Source organism: Tardiphaga sp. 709, from assembly GCF_032401055.1.
In the GTDB taxonomy this organism is placed as follows: domain Bacteria; phylum Pseudomonadota; class Alphaproteobacteria; order Rhizobiales; family Xanthobacteraceae; genus Tardiphaga.
On the sequence record NZ_CP135529.1, the window covers coordinates 325,074 to 340,458 of the forward strand.

Below are 15,385 nucleotides of genomic sequence, written 5' to 3' on the forward strand. Positions count from 1 at the left end.
GTCAACATATAGGGCTGTTTAGCCACCCCGGAGGGCCAAACGAAGGCCCCGAAAGGCCGTCGTTGCTTGTCTCGCGGGCCTAGCGGCCGCCGCCGCGTGAGACGCGCTCGATCTCGGCCTTGACGATGCGCTCGACGAGGCCCGGCAGGTTGTCGTCCAGCCAGGACTTCAGCATCGGACGCAGCATCTCCTTGACGAGATCCTCGAGGGTCCGCGCGTTGTTGCTCAGGACCGTATTGGCCAGCGCATTGAAGGCCGACTCCACGGACGACACGGTGCTGTGTGACAGGATCTGCTGCTGCGGTGCGACCGGGGGCGGATCATAGGACGGCGGGTCGAAGCGCGGTGCGGGTCGTTGGCTGCTGGCAGCGACAGCTTCGGCGAATTCGAGGTCGTCATCCGGCTCGACATGCTGGAATGCGGGTTCCGGCTCGGGGTCGGCGACCACCATCTCGTCGGTCAGTTCGAACACATCACCGTCGGGCTGCGCCGGGCGCACCTCTTCCTCGGTGGTCGCGGCTTCCAAGCTGGCCAACATCGCGTCGATGTCGTCCTGGCTGTTGGAGGCAGCAGGCTCCGGCGGCGGTGGCGCGGGCTTCGGGGCTGGCGGCGGTACTTTGGCGGCAGCAGCCTGCGCGGCTGGAATCGCCGACGGCGGGATGTCTGTCATCGCAGCAGGCTTGGGTGCAGGAGCTGGCTTGGGCGGCGGCGGCGGAGCAACTTCGGCGACGGCCGGCTTCGCTTCGTCGTCGGCGATGATACGTCGGATCGACGCCAGAATCTCCTCCATCGAGGGCTCCTGGACCTTTGCAGGTTGCGTCATGTCCGACTCCGCATCATCAACGCTCTCGTCAATATTTTACACCAGACGAGGCTGAATTTGCGGGTTGTCGTTTTGACGACCGTTCGATTCAGCGCGCAAGCCTGACTTGTCCCCAAGATCAAGCGACGCCTGACCACCAACTGTCGCGCGGAAAATGCCCAAGGAATTAGGAGAGGCATTCCGAATCGCTAAGCCAGCAATGCAAACGGTACGTCATCGGACAAATTGATTGCAAGCAAAGGGCCGCACAAGCGGCCCTTTCGATACGATATCAGGTGATATCCGAGCGCGTTAGCGCCCGTCGGGCGTACGCACGCCAACCCAGCTATCGCGCACCTGGTGATAGTGCACGCTGGGGTCATACACATTGGTGTTCAGCTTCATCACCGTCGGTGACAGACGACCGACTGCGTTGAGCACCGAGTATGATGCCACCACACGATCATGCTGCGCGGTGACAAGCGCGACGCGCGCGTTCACCAGCGCCTGCTGCGCGTTCAACACGTCGAGCGTGGTGCGCTGGCCGGCCTTGGCTTCTTCGCGAACGCCGTTCAGCGCGATTTCGGAAGCCTGAACCTGTGCCTGTGCGGACGAGACCTGCGCCCTGCCCGCCAGCAACTGCCCCCAGGCCTGCACGACGCTGGCGCGAGTCTGGTCACGCACCTGCTCGAGTGCGAGGCGCTGCTGGGCCAGCGTTTCCTTGGACTGCCGGATCAGCGAGTATTCGCCGCCACCCTGGTAAACCGGGATCGACACCTGAGCGATCCCTGCTGCCGTCAGACCGCGCGGCTGCGTGATCGACTGGTCCCAGCCCTGCTGGATATTGGCTTGCAAGGTCACGGTCGGGAACAGCGCGCCTTCGTTGACCTTCACATTGAGGAAGCTGACATCGATACCGAACATTGCCGCGGTGACATTCGGGTTCTCGACGAGGCCGAGATCGACGGCGCCGGGCAGCGTATTCGGCAGGAAGCGATCGACGGGCGAACCCGCCTGCAGGTTGCTCGGCTCGTTGCCGATGATACGGCGGAAGTTCGAGCGCGTGGTGGTGAGATTCGACTCGGCGGTCAGCAACTGCGTACGACCGGCAGCGAGCTGCGCTTCGGACTGCGCAACGTCGGTACGGGTGACTTCGCCGACATTGAAGCGATCGCGGGTCTGCTTCAGCGTCTGTTCGAGCACGCGGACGTTGCTCTTCTGCACCTCGACCACGGCGGAGTCGCGCAGATAGTCCATGTAGATGGTCGCGGCGGAGAGAATCACTGACTGTTCGAGCACGCGCAGACCTTCGCGCGCAGCCGAAACCTGCCCCTCGGCGGCGCGTGTGCGGTTCGCCGTCTGCTGGCCGTTGTACACATTCTGGGTGATGGTCGCGCCGACAGCGCGCGGAATCTGCACGCCGTGAAGCGCGGTCGAATTACCCGCGATGCTGGTGACTGTGTCCGTGTACTGATAGCCGCCGCTTGCGGTGATCGCGACCCTCGGCCGATAACCCGACAAAGCCTGCGGCACGTTCTCGTCAGTGACGCGCACCGAAGCGCGCTGGGCATTCAATTGAGGATTGTTCTGATAAGCGCGAACCAACGCCGCTTCGATCGTGTCAGCCAGAACGGGTGACGCTCCGGCAAATGCCAGCAAAAGGGCCGCAGCTGCAGCACCGGTGAGAGCTTTTACGCCGCCCATTCTTGGTAATCCATTCATGCCGTTCACTGATCCGGGCGCACACTTAATAGCGACCGAACAGATGATGTCCGTTAGCGAGTCTCCACTCACCATATTCCGCGCATCGGCGAGACGGAACCTCTCGTGGAAACTTGACAGTGAAAACTTGGCGAATGGGACATCCAAGCCACACTTGTAATTACCGCTGGCGATATTAGCGGTGCCCCGATGCCCGATAAGGCGGACAGTCAGCCCTAGAAAACGAATGCCGGGAGCTTTTCCATGCCCGGCAGAACCGGTGCGGTAGCATCGAACAGGGGGCGGGAGCCAAAATCCTCGTGGGAATGGGTCACGAGAACGGCGCGGGCGGGCTTGGTCAGGGCGAACACGCCCACCAGTTGGCCACCGGAGGCCAGCTGCTTGTAGAGCCCGGTCGGGACGATTTCCGTCGCGCCGGCCAGAACGATCAGATCATAGGGGCCGTTCGTGGCATCGCCATCGGCCGGCATGCCGGCCGCGCTGGTGACCTGCCCGGCAAACTGGGCGATCACGGCGGCCGCATAGCCCGTGGGGCAGCCAACCACCAGAACCTTGTCGGTCGCCTTCACGTCGGAGGCCTGCAGCATCCGCGCCAGCACCACCGGCTTGATCAGAAAGCGATTCGGGGCGACTTCGAGGTCGAGATCGAGATAGGCCATGGCGCGCTGGCTGGCAGGAACGAACTCCTCGCGCGGCACCGCAAGCATGGCGTCGATGATGCGCAAATCGGTAACGTCGCTGGGACGCACCTGACCATCAACCATCTTCTGGCGTGCGGTCGAAAAGTCGGACATGAGCAATCCCTTGCAAACGGCTGGAAGTTCCTTGTGCAGGAATTACGGCAGCGCACAGCGGGATGCAAGGTTCGTAAAAACACAGCAGCCAACGCGCTATCGAGGCGGTCCCGAGCGCGGTTTCTGGCAGCCATTTTTGCGGAAGGATGTTTGGCTCCCCGGGCTGGATTCGAACCAGCGACCATTCGATTAACAGTCGAATGCTCTACCGCTGAGCTACCAGGGAACGTGCGAACTGCGTCGCAGGCCGCAGCGTATAACAAAGCGATCCACGCTTGGAAAGCAGGAAATGCACCTCGTCCCACAGTGACCGCCAACCGGGGAAAACTCAGAAAAAGCCTGATGTTACGGGATCTTCTTGATGCTTGGCCCGTTCCAGTCGGAACCATGTCGCATATGAGCGAAGAATAATCTTTCCAACCGTGTCGCGATTTAGTCTTATTGCACCGCAAGACTACCCGTTGCGACGTTGAACAAGTTCCGAATCGAATGAGGTGACCGATGCCAGCCACCCACACCGACCGCGCGCTTCCGACCGACATCAACTCCCTGCCCTTTATCAGTGATGACGAATGCGTCACCCGGCTCGCCGAAGCCGTCGAGGCGCATGACAGCGATCACCTCGATGAGGTGGCGCTCTTGATCGGGCGCCTCGCGGTGCCGATCGAAATCTAGGGAATCAGGCAGCCGGGGACCTCGTCCCCGGAGATGAAATCCAGGGAATCACATTCCGACGCCGAGGAAGTCCCGCATCAGGTCGGGGCTGGCGTTCAGGTCTGCTGGCGTGCCTTCAAACACCACGTGGCCGTTATTGAGCCCATAAACGCGGTTGGCGAAGCTCAATGCCGCCGCAACATTCTGCTCGACTACAATCATGGTGCGGCCCTCGGCGGCGAGATTGCGTGAGACCTCGACGAGATCACGCACGATCAGCGGCGCCAGGCCCTCGAACGGCTCGTCCAGCAGGATGATGCGCGCGTCGCGGATCAGCGCACGCGCAATGGCCAGCATCTGCTGTTCGCCGCCAGAAAGCGTGCGCCCGGCCGATTTGCGGCGTTCCTTGAGGCGCGGAAACACTTCGTAGATCCGGTCGTAGGACCATGCGTTCGGCGCCGTCAGGGCCGCGATGCGCAGGTTTTCCTCGACCGTCAGGCCGCCGAAGATGGCGCGCTCTTCTGGCACCAGTTGAACGCCCATGCCGGCAATGGCCGATGGCGGCAGACCCTCGATGGATTGGCCGTCGAGGCGGATATGGCCGCTGCGCGGTGACAGCACTCCCATGATCGAGCGCAGCGTCGTGGTCTTGCCGGCGCCGTTGCGACCGAGCAGTGCCACGACCTCGCCCTGCTCGACCCGGATAGACAGGTCGAACAGCACGTGGGAATCGCCATACAGCGTATTGATCTTGTCGACTTCAAGCAGGCTCATGCGCGTGCAGCCCTCCCAGATAGGCGTCTTGCACGGCCGGATTGCGCCGGATCTCGTCGGCGGTGCCGTCCGCCAGCAGCCGGCCCTCATAGAGCACGGTGATGCGCTCGGCGAGTTCGAAAATGGCGTCGAGATCGTGTTCGACGATGACGACGGTGCGCGAGCGCCCGATATCGCGAATGAAGGCGCAGGTGGCGACTCGCTCAGCCGGGCTCATGCCGGCCAGCGGCTCGTCCAGCAGCAGCACATTCGGGCTGGTCGCCAGCGCCATCCCGATTTCGAGCCGGCGCTTTTCGCCGTAGGCCAAAATATGTGCCGGCGTATCGGCGCGCTCGACGAGATTGAGCAGGCTGAGGATCGAGGCGATCTGCTCTTCGACGTCGGGAATACTGCCGGCTCCACGCAACAGATCAAAGCGCATAGGGCCGCGACGACGCGCCAGTGCCGCGATACGCAGGTTCTTGCGCACCGACAGGTTGGGAAACAGCTGATTGAGCTGATTGCTCTTGGCGATGCCGAGCTGCGCCGCGCGGCTGACGCCGACGCCCGTGATTTTCTCGCCGAACAACAGGACTTCACCGGAGGACGGGCTGACTTCGTCGAGCAGCATCTTGAACAGCGTGCTCTTGCCGGCGCCATTCGGGCCGATCACCGCATGGATCGAACCGCGGCGGACCTTGAAGGAGACGCCATCGACGGCTTTGAGACCGCCATAATGCCGCGCCAGAGATTTGGCTTCGAGTGCAATGTCGCTATCACCCGTCGCAGGTTCGGCAAGTGTCAGCCTGACCTCCTTGGGCGGCGCGACGGGATTGGTGGCGACGTCGATATTATGCGCCTCGATGGCTTCGGTTTTGGCCTCGGCGGCTCGTGCGGCAGCCAGGTTACGGCGTTCATTCCACCAATGGGAGATCTCGCCGCAGATGCCGCGGCGCAGCCCGATCACCAGAATGATGAAGGCGATGCCGAGCACCAGCTTCCACAGGATCGCAAAGCCCGGAATGAGCTGCAGATTGTCGCGCAGCCAGAGCCAGACAGCCGCGCCGACCAGCGGACCGATCAGCGTGCCGGCACCGCCGACAATGGTCTGAACGACGAGCTGTCCCGACGTCTCCAGCGAGAACGCATCCGGCGGCATGTAGCTCTGGAACGAACCGAGCAGACCGCCGGCAAGGCCCGCATAGAGCGCGGCGATGACGAAGGCCGTCAGCTTGTAGGCCGGCACGTTGTGGCCGAGCATCGCAACGCGGCCGGTGTTCTCCTTGATCGCCAGCAGGATCGCGCCGACCGGCGAGCCCACGATGCGGCGCGCCAGCACGTAGCCGAGGAAGAAGATCACCGCGAACAGGATATACATCGGCATGCCCGCGCTGATGCGGATCGCACTGGCGCCGAAGCCGAGCACCGGCACCGGCACGCCGGGGATACCGTTCTCGCCGCCGGTGTAGTCCGACAGCGGGGAATTCTCGATGAAATAGGCCATCTGGCCGAAGGCCAGCGTGATCATCGTGAAATAGATGCCGACCCGGCGCACGGCGAACCAGCCGACCAGGAGGCCGAACAGGCCGGCTGCGACGGTGCCGATCGCCAACGCCAGCCAGACGCTGTCGATGGTGTGGGACACCAGCAGATAGGCACTGACAAAACCGCCAACGCCGAAAAATGCGGCCTGTCCAAAGGACAGCAGGCCAGTCAGGCCGAACAGGATGTCGAAGCCGAGGCCGATCAGGCCCCAGTTCAACACACGTGTCAGTAGATCGGTCGAGAAACCGAGATGCGGGAACCCGATGGGTGCCACGATCAGCGTGCACAGCACCGCGAGTTCGGGAAGCCAGCCCCGCAAGCCGCCGGAACGAGGACGCATCATGCGCGGCCTTCCGAACCGAACAGGCCCTGCGGGCGCATGATCAGCAGTACCGCCATCAGCGCGTAGAGCATCACTTCCGAATAGGACGAATTGAAAGCGCTGGTCAGGCTGATGATCTCGCCGGCGATCAAGCCGCCGATGACGGCACCGGGAAACGAACCAAGGCCGCCCAGCACGATGACCACGAAAGACTGCGCCATGAAATTGGCGCCCATGTCCGGCGTCACGGCCACGACCGGCGCATAGAGCATGCCGGCAAGACCGACGGCGACAACGCCGATGGCGAAGACCAGCAGGAAGGCGCGGCGCACATTGATGCCGAGAATGCCGACCATGCCGGGATTCTCGATGCCGGCGCGAACCACGAGGCCCATCGAGGTGCGATAGAGCACGAGATAGAGACTGAGCAGCAGCCCGGCGATGATGGCGATCAGTTGCAGGCGATAAGTCGGATAGATCAGGAAGCCCATCTGGGTGGCGCCCTGCCCCAGGACGGCACCGGCACACGCTGTGCATTGCCGCCGAAGGCTGCACGCACGCATTCGACGAGCACGATGCCCACGCCGTAAGTGACAAGGATCTGATCCTCATGCGGCCGGTCGTAGAAATAACGGATGATGATGCGTTCCAGCAAGAAGCCGAGCACCAGCATGAAGCCGCAGCCGACGACGATCGCGAGCACGAAGGACGATGTGTATTGCAGCAGCACGAAAGCGGCATAGGCGCCCACGGCGAACAGCGCGCCGTGAGCGAAGTTGAGGACGCCAAGCGTGCCCAGGATGATCGTCAGACCACTGCTGACGAGCGCCAGCAGCGTGCCGAGGGCCAGGCCGTTGAAGGCCTGCGAGATGAGGACGGGCCAGCTTGGCATGGTGATCCTTAGGTGTAGGGGCCGAGCTTGCAGCCGAAGAAGTCCGGTGCGTTCATCACGCTTTCGCCGTCGGCGATATCGACGATCTCGTAGAAGTCTTCCTTGTTCTTCATCTCGGACGGCTTCTTGCCGCGCAGGATCGGGATCGGCCGCACCATCTGATGATCTTCGGCACGGAAATAGACCTTGCCTATGGTCGTCTCGTAAGGCTGCGCCTTGGAGCTCTCCATCGCCTTGATCACATCGACCGGATTGAACGTGCCGGCGCGTTCGACCGACATCGCCCACAGATAGGTCTGCATGTAGCCGATATGCGCGCCCCAGCGCGGATAGTACTTGTTCTGCGCCAAGAAGCTTTCGACGAAGGTCTTGGCGAGCGGATAGGTGTCCTGCAGCCCCCACCAGAAATCGCAGCTGCCATAGACGCCCTGCATCAGCTCGGCGCCGAGCTCCTTGTCCTGGAACGAGGAAAGGTTCGGCACCACAAGCTTCATGCGCTTCAGCACGCCGAACTGTTCGGCTTGTTTAGTGGAGGCAACCGCGTCGCCGCCGAAAGCGATGTTGACGAAAACGTCCGCGCCGCTGTTGGCGATGTTCAGGAGCGCCGACGAATAGTCGGTGGTGCCAAGCGGCACGACTTCCTTGGCGACCTGCTTCCAGCCCTGCTCCGCCGAGAACTTGGCGAAGCTGTCATACACGGTGTGGCCATAGGTGTAGTCGGGCACCAGGAAGGCGGACTTCACATTCTTGCCGAGCGCCTTGGCGACGACCGGCGCCATCGCCTTCGCAGCCATGTAAGCATTCTGCTGCGAGCGGAAGCCGTAGCGCTGGCAGTTCTTGCCGGTGATGTCGTTGGAGCCGGCGATGCCGACCATGTACAGCACCTTCTCGCGCGACCCGAGTTCTTCGAGCGCAATGGCGCTGGCTGATGACACCGAGCCTGACACCATGATCGCCTTGTCGCGCTGGATGAATTGCGTGGCGCTCTGCACGTCAAGGTTGGGTTTACCTTCGGTGTCGGAGACCTTGTACTTGATCTGCCGCCCGAGCACGCCCTTGCCCTTGAGGCCCCACTTCTGCGCGATATCACCGCCGGCATTGATCTGCGCGATAGCCAGTTCATAACCGAGCTTAAGGTCGCCGCCGTCACCCGAAAAGACGCCGGTGAGCGGGATGGTCAGACCGACGAACACCGAATCCGCCGTGACGCCTTCCGGGAAAGTACCGATAGTGGCCGGCGATTGTGCGAACGCGCTGCCTGGAAGCATAAGGCCAGCGGCAGTGCCGACTCCTCCGAGCAAAAGCTGTCGACGGTCAAACTGCATGACACACCCTTCTGGTTCGATCACCGCCGCCATTGGCCGGTGAGCTGCGATGGGGCTGGCCCCGGCGAAGTTGAGTTTCTTGAACGGGATGCCGCCGTGGCTCTCGCGGTGCCTGCGAGATCATCGCAGGAGCCTCATTCATGGTCACTCGCTGAACCCGAAATACCGGCAGCGTCGCGTCCGCAAAGTGAGAGAGAACGGATCGTTCTTTGTTCCCGTCAGGCTAGGTTGCTTCGGATCGCGCGGGGTATAGACAATCCTGCAAAGGGCCTTGCAGACTGGTTTTTCCACCGCGACATCGCGTCCCGGGTATGGTTTGCTGGCACAGCTCTTGCTGATTGTCTTGGATGGAAAATTTCAAAGCTCTCGATTGGGATGACCTCAAGGTCTTCATTCACGCAGCCCGCGGCGGCAGCCTGGGCAATGCGGCCAAGCGCCTTCGGGTTGATCAATCCACCATCAGCCGCCGGATCGCGCATCTCGAGAGCACCTTGGGCGTGGCGTTGTTCGAGCGATTGCCGTCCGGATTGAAGGTCAACGAGACCGGCGACCGCCTGCTCTGCCATGCCGAGCGCATCGAGAGCGCCGTGATCGCCATGCGGGAAGACGTGCAATGCGGCGGCAGCCGTATGGCTGGCCGGGTCCGCCTTGCCACGATGGAGGGCATCGCCTCGCTCTACCTCGCCTACCGTTTCGTCGAATTGCGCAAACAGCATCCCGACCTGACCGTCGAACTACTGACGTCACCGCAGAGCGTCTCAGTGAATCGTCGCGAGGCCGATCTGTTTCTGAGCTTCTTCCGCCCGACCGGTCAGGGCATGGTCTCGGAGCGTATCGGCTGCTTCCAACTTGGGCTCTATGCGTCGCAGAGTTACCTGGACGCACACGGCATGCCCAAGAGCGCATCCGAGCTCACGGAGCACAGCTTCGTCACCTATATCGACGACCAGATCCAGCTCGACTCGGTGCGCTGGCTCGATGACATCATCAAGAGCCCGCCGGTCTCGTTCCATTCCAACAGCATGTGCGCGCAGATGAACGCTGCGGCCGGCGGTGTCGGGCTCGTGCTGCTGCCGAGTTTTGCCACGGCGCGCCGTCCTGACCTGATCCCGGTGCTGCACGACAAGCTGTCGACCACGCGCGAGCTGTGGATCAACGTCCATAACGATCTGCAATTCGTGCCGCGCATCCGCGCGGTATCGAGCTTCCTGAAGTCGACCTTCAAGGCGGATCCCCTGATGCAGGCCAGCACCAGGGGCCGCAAGATGCTGGATACGCTGCTGGAGACCGACACACCCGTTACCGAGCAAACAGTTTGATGTTACCGCGCACCATCTGGTCAGTGCCGGGAAACCCCACACCTGATTCAATGAGGTAAACGCCCCGGTAACCATGACGGGTCTGACGTGTGGATCGGTACAATTTGAACGATCCATTCAACAGCCCAACAAAGGCTTTGCGTCAGATTGCTCCCAAGACAGGGAGCTAAAAGATGAGCGAAGCCGAATTTGACTATCTGCTGGAGACAGTCCGGGCCGAAATCGAGGCCGATGTGCGGGACGATCTGCGCAGCCAGGAAATGTTCTTCGCCCCGATTCCGACCGCTGCGAACGACAATGACGGCCCCTGGCCACTGATTCCGTTTCCGGATGGCTGGCAGGCCTCCTGCTGATTATTGTGTCGGTATGTCGGAACCCATGAAAGATTCCAGCCGGGCATTGCCTAAATGGCTGATGGTCTGTAACTAACCCGCTATGGGGCCATGTGGCGGAATGGTTACGCGCCGGTCTGCAAAACCGTTTATTCGGGTTCGATTCCCGACGTGGCCTCCAAAACAAGCTATTTCAATAGCTTAGACCCTAGTGGGTCACATTTCACATCCACAGAATCATTATGCTTTTTATCGTGTGTGACCCACTTTTCGGGTCCGCATGACGCCCCCTCTCGTTCGCTCGGGAGGCTGGGATGAGCGAGATCGTCGAGAGGGTGGCAAGGGCGCTGGAGTTGGACAGTTACAGTCGCCCAAGTCCGACTTCAGTGACCGAGATGTTTCAGCGTCAGGCCCGTGCCGCCATTGAGGCCATGAGGGAGCCGACTGTCGGGATGGTCGCCGCTGCCTTCCCTTGCGAAGCCAACGAAGCATTCAGCCACGAAGACAAGTGCCTTGGCGCTGCCGTCTGCCTGAAGCTTGGCGGCGCGGCTGATGTTGGGCTGTTGGAAGGCGAAGCCGTCAAGCAGGCTGCATTTCTCGCCCGCGACTACCGGATCATGATCAACGAGGCCCTTAAATGACCATCCGCAGCCAATTCATCGCCGAACTGCACGCCGACCGCCGATTCCATGGGCCCCGAAGCCCCGTCGGCTCCAGGTGCAGCCAGCTTGAGCAGATCACCTCGAATATCGACAAGCCGCACTTCGCCCACGTCCGGCCAAAGCTGATCGCTCAGGCAGAGGCCTATGCCCTAGAAATCCACGCCATCAAGCACGGAGCGCCGGCAACGACGCAGATCCGGCCGCGCGATCATCAGTAAGGATGAATAGGCCATGAAGCTCAAACGATATTGCGTGACCGTCCTCGACAACTGGACCCCAACCAAGGAGTTCTGGACGCTGGATGGCGCTAGGGAATTTTACCGCGATCATCGGGCGAGCGCGAACGTCTTCAAATGGGAGGACGGTTATTGGCACTGGATGTATGGCGCCCGCGATCGCGACCCCCGGCTGATCAAATCACCCATTGGGCACTGAGCCCCCAACACCTCTGACCTGCGACAGGAAAGACAATGACTAGGAAGCATCCGGCAGAATTGCCGTCGAAGTTTGCCACGATCCGAGTAGATTACGGTTCCGAGAACAAGCATCTTTATACGCTGGAAGAATGGGGCGGGCTCGACTTTCATGCCGACCGCGCAAAGGCCGAATTGGCAGCGCATGAAGTCGTAAAAGAAGACCCCAGAGCCCTGGTCGCCATCTTACGGATCGACGAGTTGGTCGGCGCGAAGATTGAGATTGAGACGGTCTGCCGTCCCGCGATCATGGAGTGACAATGCCAATGCCTGACAATTGCCTCTGCATGGAATGCCGCCTCAGAACCGCGCTTCACGGCGAGCGGTCGGACGCGCCCTTTGAACTCGACATGAACGAGGCTTACACCGCGATGGGGAACGTCATGGGCGAGCTTCTGGCGCACGCTGACACTAAGACTGCCAAGCGCTTCGCGTCGTACCTGCTCGAAAAGCGCAAGGAATGGAAATCCCATCCCCGCGTCGTCACCCAGCACACAACCGGCAATGCCTGAGAGGATTGGTTATGAGCTACCACGATGTCCCGGAAGGCGGAGCGGCGCGCGAGATCGGTCGCAAGATCTACATGGACGCCCTGGCTGGCCGCCGTGGCTTCCGTGATGACCAGCTAGGGATCGACGATCCTGAGCTTTGGGCTGAAATATTCGAGGCGATGGGCAGGATCGCGCTCACCGAACTGACCCCGGCCTAGTGGTCATGGAATAGGAAGGAAAGAGCGATGAGATCTGTGATCGTGACGGCCGCAGTCGGACTGATACTCGGCGCGATACTCTCCGCAGCGCAGTATTTTTCGCCTCAACTTCTCCCTTGGGTAGCAGGTTTTATGTTGGCGTGTCTTGCGACCAATATCCGCTCTGTGACGCAGACTTAAGAAAGAGAAACCCTATGACCATCACATGGGCCGACCGTTTGATAAACATTAGAAAGGCGTTCGGACGCGACCCGACATATAGTGAACTGCTGGACATGGCGCAGATACATGAGATGACGCCGGCTGAGATCAAGGCGCAGCGCGCATCTTTCGTTCGCGGGATGACAGCCCGCTGCGAACATGGCGAACTTGACTTTGAACAGTGTCCGAAGTGCCGTGAGCGCTGAACCCGCTCTTCCGCACACGAATAAGGAACACGACCATGGCAATGCCGACAGTTAAGATCGACTATTTACCACGGCACGTAAAAGACAAAGAGCCGTATGTTGCCACCGTAGTGGGAGACGGGTTCGAATACCACGCCCAAGCCCCTTCGCCGAACGAGGCGCTACTGCTCGTAGCGGCTCACTGGCATTCGCGCGCTGGGGTTACGCCATCCTGACCAAACTCCGTGACGCCCTCCCCGCCATCGGGTAAAATGGCAGAAAGGATAGAGATGAGCGAGATGATTGAACGCGTAGCCAAGGCGATATACGACGCCTTTGCGACAGTCGGCGATTACGAGAACCCGACTAAAGAAGATATAAAGAATGCCGCGCGAGCCGCAATTGAGGCTATGCGCGAGCCGACCGAGGCGATGGATGCCGCAGCCTATGCGGCAGACGGCACCAATATGCCGCTCGCGATCACATACAAGGAAGCGTGGCAGGCCATGATCGACGCAGCGCTGAAGGGTTAGCGCCTAAACAGCGGCATGAACGAGCACTGATACCTAATACCGTCCTGCAGGGTTCCCCGCTCCCGCATGAGGTTCATGACGAGGTATTCGCCGAAATCCTCGTGCTCGGGATCGATATCAAATTGCGTCTTTACGATGCGATAATTGGGATCAACCACCCGGCAAGTCGCCGTGAACAGAACTGGCGTCGGCTTGAACAGGTGGACTGGCATCTCACGCCGCCCGCTTGCGGAATGCGAGCAGCAAGGTAATTGCCGCAATGGCAATCCCGAGAACGACTGTGATACCCTGCCAGAGCTGCGCGGATCCTTCGGCCCGGCTTACAATCTGGACTATTCGCGCTTCGTTATCGGTGATCTTGGCGTCCATGGCCTTAAGCCGGACATCGACCTCAATCCGTGGGATCAGGGTAGTTTGCTGGTCTCTCAGCGTTGACCTGAACTCGTTAACGCTGTCGAAACGCTTCTCCGCGGCGCCCTCGGCCTTTGCGACGGCTTCCTTTGCCGCTGCCAGTGCTGCCGCTACAGCCTTTTCCTGAGCCTCGAATCTCTGGCTGTTCGCACTCTTCTCCAGTTCGAATCGCTGGGCCACAGCCTTGCTGCGCTCATCAACGATGGCTTGGAGTTCGCGCGCTGATATCTCACTGATCGGGACGCTGGTTTGATCTGCGATCGCGGGAGTGGTGAGCAGCGATAGAATAACGACGAAGCGTTTCATGTGCCCCCTGAAGGGGCAAACGCCCCGCTATCTCTCGTCCTGTTTCTTCTCGATACGCTCTAGACGCTGGGTGATGTTCGCGAAGTTCATCGTCAGGAAGTCGTCGTGCTGCTTCATGTGCATCAGGAAATCATCCTTGCGGATGTAGTTGTCCCGGACATGAAACTCGAATAGCCTGACATGCTCTTTAAGGGCGTTCACAGCGTCGCCCGCGTTGTGGTTGGCGCGCTCCTGTCTCGTCTCGAACTCGTTCTTGGTAGAGTCGATCCGGGCCTCTATTTCGTCCTTGGTCTCGTTGATGACGACCTCTAGGCGGGTCTCAACGGCTGTGAGGGCCTTCGATAAATTCCAACCACCTCCAAAAACGCGCTGCCCCAGATTAAGGGCTAGCGTTATTCCAGCGAAGATCAGGGCGACAATTGAGACAGTAGTGCTGTCCATTACAGAGGAACTTTTCCATGCAGGCTGGGGAAACCTGTGATTGTATGTACGATAGCCGACATGAAGTTCATTCCTTCGTGGAGGTCAGGATCGGGCCAATGTTCAAAGCACTGGCTCGGTCCGCTTGCTATTTCTTAAGTATCTTAGCTACGTTCTCGAATCCGCGCTTAGTAAAATAGAAGCTAACAACAGCAGTTGCTACAGTACCAGACCAACCAATGAGAGGGTCTGTTGTGCCCCAGCCCAAGCACTTGTCATAGATAAGCAGCTTGGCGAAGTAGAACGCGACGGTGTAGCCCATGATCTTCTCAGGCTCGTACCAGTAGCCCAGCGAGGCTATGCGATACTGAGTGATGGCCTGCGTTTCGGCAGTCTGCGCGGCTATCTCGCCGGCAGCCAGATCAGCGGCAATCCGGTTATCGACGTTGCCGGCCTTGAGCTTGGCGTTATAGGCGTCGATCAGACCTTTGATGACAGGGCCGCCCAAAAACGAGATGATCGCCATCCACATGTTAAGCCGCCTTCGCGTCGTTCACCGCGGCAACGGCTTCGTCCTTGGACACCTCAGCAGCAACCAACGCCTGAGCGACGGCCGGCGTAACGTCCTTGGATGCTACTGCAACGACCTCCAGCGGCTTCGTGGTGCGCTTGCGGAGGAAGGACATGATACGCGCCAGTGCGAACACAAAGCCTGCCATAGCGACTCCCCGAAGGTCTGGGGCGACGTGAAGCAAGTCAAATAGCCGCGTCGTGATCGGCGTCATGTCGTAGCTGGTGGCGAAGATCGCGATGGAGTCATAACCGCCGACAATCAAACTGCCGAGTTCGAGCAGCCGGGATACCAGCATCGTTTCCGATTTCTTGAAAACGGCCACCTCGAACGGCTCGATCCAGGCAAAAAAGCCCTGCGCCCAAGTCTTGGTCTTGAGCCACGGCCGCAGCCACATTGCATAGACGAGCAGAACCGCGCCGATCAGAGCCAGCGCCAGAAGGAAATAGGTCAC

The 15,385-nt window shown here is 60.5% G+C and carries 22 protein-coding genes, 2 tRNA genes and 1 pseudogene; 12 read left to right on the forward strand and 13 right to left on the reverse strand.

Features of this window, described 5'->3' with window-relative positions; all coding sequences use genetic code 11:
• Positions 1-79: 79 nt before the first annotated feature.
• The 4 genes from RSO67_RS01620 to RSO67_RS01635 form a co-directional block, all read right to left on the reverse strand.
• Positions 80-823: a DUF2497 domain-containing protein gene (locus tag RSO67_RS01620; protein WP_315842060.1), complete on the reverse strand. Its 744-nt coding sequence runs from the start codon at positions 821-823 to the stop codon at positions 80-82.
• 291 nt (positions 824-1,114) lie between these two features.
• Positions 1,115-2,506 (reverse strand): TolC family outer membrane protein, encoded by a 1,392-nt coding sequence (locus RSO67_RS01625; protein ID WP_315842061.1) that lies wholly within the window; start codon positions 2,504-2,506, stop codon positions 1,115-1,117.
• Positions 2,507-2,739: 233 nt separating this feature from the next.
• A complete protein-coding gene (locus RSO67_RS01630) occupies positions 2,740-3,318 on the reverse strand; it encodes a protein-L-isoaspartate O-methyltransferase (protein WP_315842062.1) in 579 nt (192 codons plus the stop codon).
• A gap of 151 nt (positions 3,319-3,469) precedes the next feature.
• Positions 3,470-3,544 (reverse strand) — tRNA-Asn (locus RSO67_RS01635).
• A 275-nt stretch (positions 3,545-3,819) separates the two neighbouring features.
• Between RSO67_RS01635 and RSO67_RS01640 the strand changes: the two genes are divergently transcribed.
• Positions 3,820-3,993: a hypothetical protein gene (locus RSO67_RS01640; protein WP_315842063.1), complete on the forward strand. Its 174-nt coding sequence runs from the start codon at positions 3,820-3,822 to the stop codon at positions 3,991-3,993.
• Positions 3,994-4,041: 48 nt separating this feature from the next.
• On the opposite strand, the gene RSO67_RS01645 is transcribed toward RSO67_RS01640, so the two are convergent.
• From RSO67_RS01645 to RSO67_RS01660, 4 genes and pseudogenes are all read right to left on the reverse strand, one after another.
• Positions 4,042-4,746 carry an ABC transporter ATP-binding protein gene (locus RSO67_RS01645; RefSeq protein WP_315842064.1) on the reverse strand — a complete coding sequence of 235 codons (705 nt, stop codon included), beginning with the start codon at positions 4,744-4,746 and terminating at the stop codon, positions 4,042-4,044.
• Positions 4,733-6,613 carry an ATP-binding cassette domain-containing protein gene (locus RSO67_RS01650; RefSeq protein WP_410001796.1) on the reverse strand — a complete coding sequence of 627 codons (1,881 nt, stop codon included), beginning with the start codon at positions 6,611-6,613 and terminating at the stop codon, positions 4,733-4,735. Before RSO67_RS01650 ends, RSO67_RS01645 begins: the two co-directional genes overlap by 14 nt.
• Positions 6,610-7,484, reverse strand: a pseudogene (locus tag RSO67_RS01655) (branched-chain amino acid ABC transporter permease). The gene RSO67_RS01650 and the pseudogene RSO67_RS01655 overlap by 4 nt, the downstream one beginning before the upstream one ends.
• A gap of 8 nt (positions 7,485-7,492) precedes the next feature.
• Positions 7,493-8,809 (reverse strand): ABC transporter substrate-binding protein, encoded by a 1,317-nt coding sequence (locus RSO67_RS01660; RefSeq protein ID WP_315842065.1) that lies wholly within the window; start codon positions 8,807-8,809, stop codon positions 7,493-7,495.
• A 347-nt stretch (positions 8,810-9,156) separates the two neighbouring features.
• Here RSO67_RS01660 and RSO67_RS01665 point away from each other — a divergent pair, with 347 nt between their 5' ends.
• The 11 genes from RSO67_RS01665 (at position 9,157) to RSO67_RS01715 (ending at position 13,223) form a co-directional block, all read left to right on the forward strand.
• Positions 9,157-10,128: a LysR family transcriptional regulator gene (locus RSO67_RS01665; protein WP_315842066.1), complete on the forward strand. Its 972-nt coding sequence runs from the start codon at positions 9,157-9,159 to the stop codon at positions 10,126-10,128.
• Positions 10,129-10,301: 173 nt separating this feature from the next.
• Positions 10,302-10,481 carry a hypothetical protein gene (locus RSO67_RS01670; RefSeq protein ID WP_068736432.1) on the forward strand — a complete coding sequence of 60 codons (180 nt, stop codon included), beginning with the start codon at positions 10,302-10,304 and terminating at the stop codon, positions 10,479-10,481.
• Between the two features lie 86 nt (positions 10,482-10,567).
• Positions 10,568-10,641 (forward strand) — tRNA-Cys (locus RSO67_RS01675).
• 133 nt (positions 10,642-10,774) lie between these two features.
• On the forward strand, positions 10,775-11,101 hold the full coding sequence (locus RSO67_RS01680) for a hypothetical protein (protein ID WP_315842067.1): 327 nt from the start codon (positions 10,775-10,777) through the stop codon (positions 11,099-11,101).
• Positions 11,098-11,340, forward strand: coding sequence for a hypothetical protein (locus tag RSO67_RS01685; protein ID WP_315842068.1), 243 nt, complete (start codon positions 11,098-11,100; stop codon positions 11,338-11,340). Before RSO67_RS01680 ends, RSO67_RS01685 begins: the two co-directional genes overlap by 4 nt.
• A gap of 13 nt (positions 11,341-11,353) precedes the next feature.
• Entirely contained in the window at positions 11,354-11,557 is a 204-nt protein-coding gene (locus RSO67_RS01690) for a hypothetical protein (RefSeq protein WP_315842069.1), read from the forward strand.
• Between the two features lie 35 nt (positions 11,558-11,592).
• The gene (locus RSO67_RS01695; protein ID WP_315842070.1) at positions 11,593-11,853 is read left to right on the forward strand and encodes a hypothetical protein; all 261 of its coding nucleotides are present in this window, start codon (positions 11,593-11,595) and stop codon (positions 11,851-11,853) included.
• Positions 11,854-11,945: 92 nt separating this feature from the next.
• Complete coding sequence (locus RSO67_RS01700; protein ID WP_315842071.1) at positions 11,946-12,107, forward strand: hypothetical protein; 162 nt, start codon at positions 11,946-11,948, stop codon at positions 12,105-12,107.
• Between the two features lie 11 nt (positions 12,108-12,118).
• Complete coding sequence (locus RSO67_RS01705; RefSeq protein ID WP_315842072.1) at positions 12,119-12,304, forward strand: hypothetical protein; 186 nt, start codon at positions 12,119-12,121, stop codon at positions 12,302-12,304.
• Between the two features lie 194 nt (positions 12,305-12,498).
• Positions 12,499-12,711 carry a hypothetical protein gene (locus RSO67_RS01710; protein WP_315842073.1) on the forward strand — a complete coding sequence of 71 codons (213 nt, stop codon included), beginning with the start codon at positions 12,499-12,501 and terminating at the stop codon, positions 12,709-12,711.
• Positions 12,712-12,980: 269 nt separating this feature from the next.
• The gene (locus RSO67_RS01715; RefSeq protein ID WP_315842074.1) at positions 12,981-13,223 is read left to right on the forward strand and encodes a hypothetical protein; all 243 of its coding nucleotides are present in this window, start codon (positions 12,981-12,983) and stop codon (positions 13,221-13,223) included.
• Here the strand turns inward: RSO67_RS01715 and RSO67_RS01720 are convergent.
• The 5 genes from RSO67_RS01720 to RSO67_RS01740 all read right to left on the reverse strand — a co-directional run bounded on the left by RSO67_RS01720 (position 13,220) and on the right by RSO67_RS01740 (position 15,385).
• Positions 13,220-13,435 (reverse strand): hypothetical protein, encoded by a 216-nt coding sequence (locus tag RSO67_RS01720; RefSeq protein WP_315842075.1) that lies wholly within the window; start codon positions 13,433-13,435, stop codon positions 13,220-13,222. The two genes, RSO67_RS01715 and RSO67_RS01720, sit on opposite strands and share 4 nt — an antisense overlap.
• 1 nt (position 13,436) lies before the next feature.
• Positions 13,437-13,940: a hypothetical protein gene (locus RSO67_RS01725; RefSeq protein WP_315842076.1), complete on the reverse strand. Its 504-nt coding sequence runs from the start codon at positions 13,938-13,940 to the stop codon at positions 13,437-13,439.
• Positions 13,941-13,967: 27 nt separating this feature from the next.
• Entirely contained in the window at positions 13,968-14,381 is a 414-nt protein-coding gene (locus tag RSO67_RS01730; RefSeq protein ID WP_315842077.1) for a hypothetical protein, read from the reverse strand.
• 127 nt (positions 14,382-14,508) lie between these two features.
• A complete protein-coding gene (locus RSO67_RS01735; RefSeq protein WP_315842078.1) occupies positions 14,509-14,892 on the reverse strand; it encodes a hypothetical protein in 384 nt (127 codons plus the stop codon).
• Position 14,893: 1 nt separating this feature from the next.
• Positions 14,894-15,385 carry a hypothetical protein gene (locus RSO67_RS01740; RefSeq protein ID WP_315842079.1) on the reverse strand — a complete coding sequence of 164 codons (492 nt, stop codon included), beginning with the start codon at positions 15,383-15,385 and terminating at the stop codon, positions 14,894-14,896.

Excerpts from the sequence above, each read along its gene's own strand:
- RSO67_RS01620 (WP_315842060.1), bottom strand. The coding sequence starts at position 823 with ATGACGCAACCTGCAAAGGTCCAGGAGCCCTCGATGGAGGAGATTCTG.
- RSO67_RS01625 (WP_315842061.1), bottom strand. The coding sequence starts at position 2,506 with ATGGGCGGCGTAAAAGCTCTCACCGGTGCTGCAGCTGCGGCCCTTTTG.
- RSO67_RS01630 (WP_315842062.1), bottom strand. The coding sequence starts at position 3,318 with ATGTCCGACTTTTCGACCGCACGCCAGAAGATGGTTGATGGTCAGGTG.
- RSO67_RS01640 (WP_315842063.1), top strand. The coding sequence starts at position 3,820 with ATGCCAGCCACCCACACCGACCGCGCGCTTCCGACCGACATCAACTCC.
- RSO67_RS01645 (WP_315842064.1), bottom strand. The coding sequence starts at position 4,746 with ATGAGCCTGCTTGAAGTCGACAAGATCAATACGCTGTATGGCGATTCC.
- RSO67_RS01650 (WP_410001796.1), bottom strand. The coding sequence starts at position 6,613 with ATGATGCGTCCTCGTTCCGGCGGCTTGCGGGGCTGGCTTCCCGAACTC.
- RSO67_RS01660 (WP_315842065.1), bottom strand. The coding sequence starts at position 8,809 with ATGCAGTTTGACCGTCGACAGCTTTTGCTCGGAGGAGTCGGCACTGCC.
- RSO67_RS01665 (WP_315842066.1), top strand. The coding sequence starts at position 9,157 with ATGGAAAATTTCAAAGCTCTCGATTGGGATGACCTCAAGGTCTTCATT.
- RSO67_RS01670 (WP_068736432.1), top strand. The coding sequence starts at position 10,302 with ATGAGCGAAGCCGAATTTGACTATCTGCTGGAGACAGTCCGGGCCGAA.
- RSO67_RS01680 (WP_315842067.1), top strand. The coding sequence starts at position 10,775 with ATGAGCGAGATCGTCGAGAGGGTGGCAAGGGCGCTGGAGTTGGACAGT.
- RSO67_RS01685 (WP_315842068.1), top strand. The coding sequence starts at position 11,098 with ATGACCATCCGCAGCCAATTCATCGCCGAACTGCACGCCGACCGCCGA.
- RSO67_RS01690 (WP_315842069.1), top strand. The coding sequence starts at position 11,354 with ATGAAGCTCAAACGATATTGCGTGACCGTCCTCGACAACTGGACCCCA.
- RSO67_RS01695 (WP_315842070.1), top strand. The coding sequence starts at position 11,593 with ATGACTAGGAAGCATCCGGCAGAATTGCCGTCGAAGTTTGCCACGATC.
- RSO67_RS01700 (WP_315842071.1), top strand. The coding sequence starts at position 11,946 with ATGAACGAGGCTTACACCGCGATGGGGAACGTCATGGGCGAGCTTCTG.
- RSO67_RS01705 (WP_315842072.1), top strand. The coding sequence starts at position 12,119 with ATGAGCTACCACGATGTCCCGGAAGGCGGAGCGGCGCGCGAGATCGGT.
- RSO67_RS01710 (WP_315842073.1), top strand. The coding sequence starts at position 12,499 with ATGACCATCACATGGGCCGACCGTTTGATAAACATTAGAAAGGCGTTC.
- RSO67_RS01715 (WP_315842074.1), top strand. The coding sequence starts at position 12,981 with ATGAGCGAGATGATTGAACGCGTAGCCAAGGCGATATACGACGCCTTT.
- RSO67_RS01720 (WP_315842075.1), bottom strand. The coding sequence starts at position 13,435 with ATGCCAGTCCACCTGTTCAAGCCGACGCCAGTTCTGTTCACGGCGACT.
- RSO67_RS01725 (WP_315842076.1), bottom strand. The coding sequence starts at position 13,940 with ATGAAACGCTTCGTCGTTATTCTATCGCTGCTCACCACTCCCGCGATC.
- RSO67_RS01730 (WP_315842077.1), bottom strand. The coding sequence starts at position 14,381 with ATGGACAGCACTACTGTCTCAATTGTCGCCCTGATCTTCGCTGGAATA.
- RSO67_RS01735 (WP_315842078.1), bottom strand. The coding sequence starts at position 14,892 with ATGTGGATGGCGATCATCTCGTTTTTGGGCGGCCCTGTCATCAAAGGT.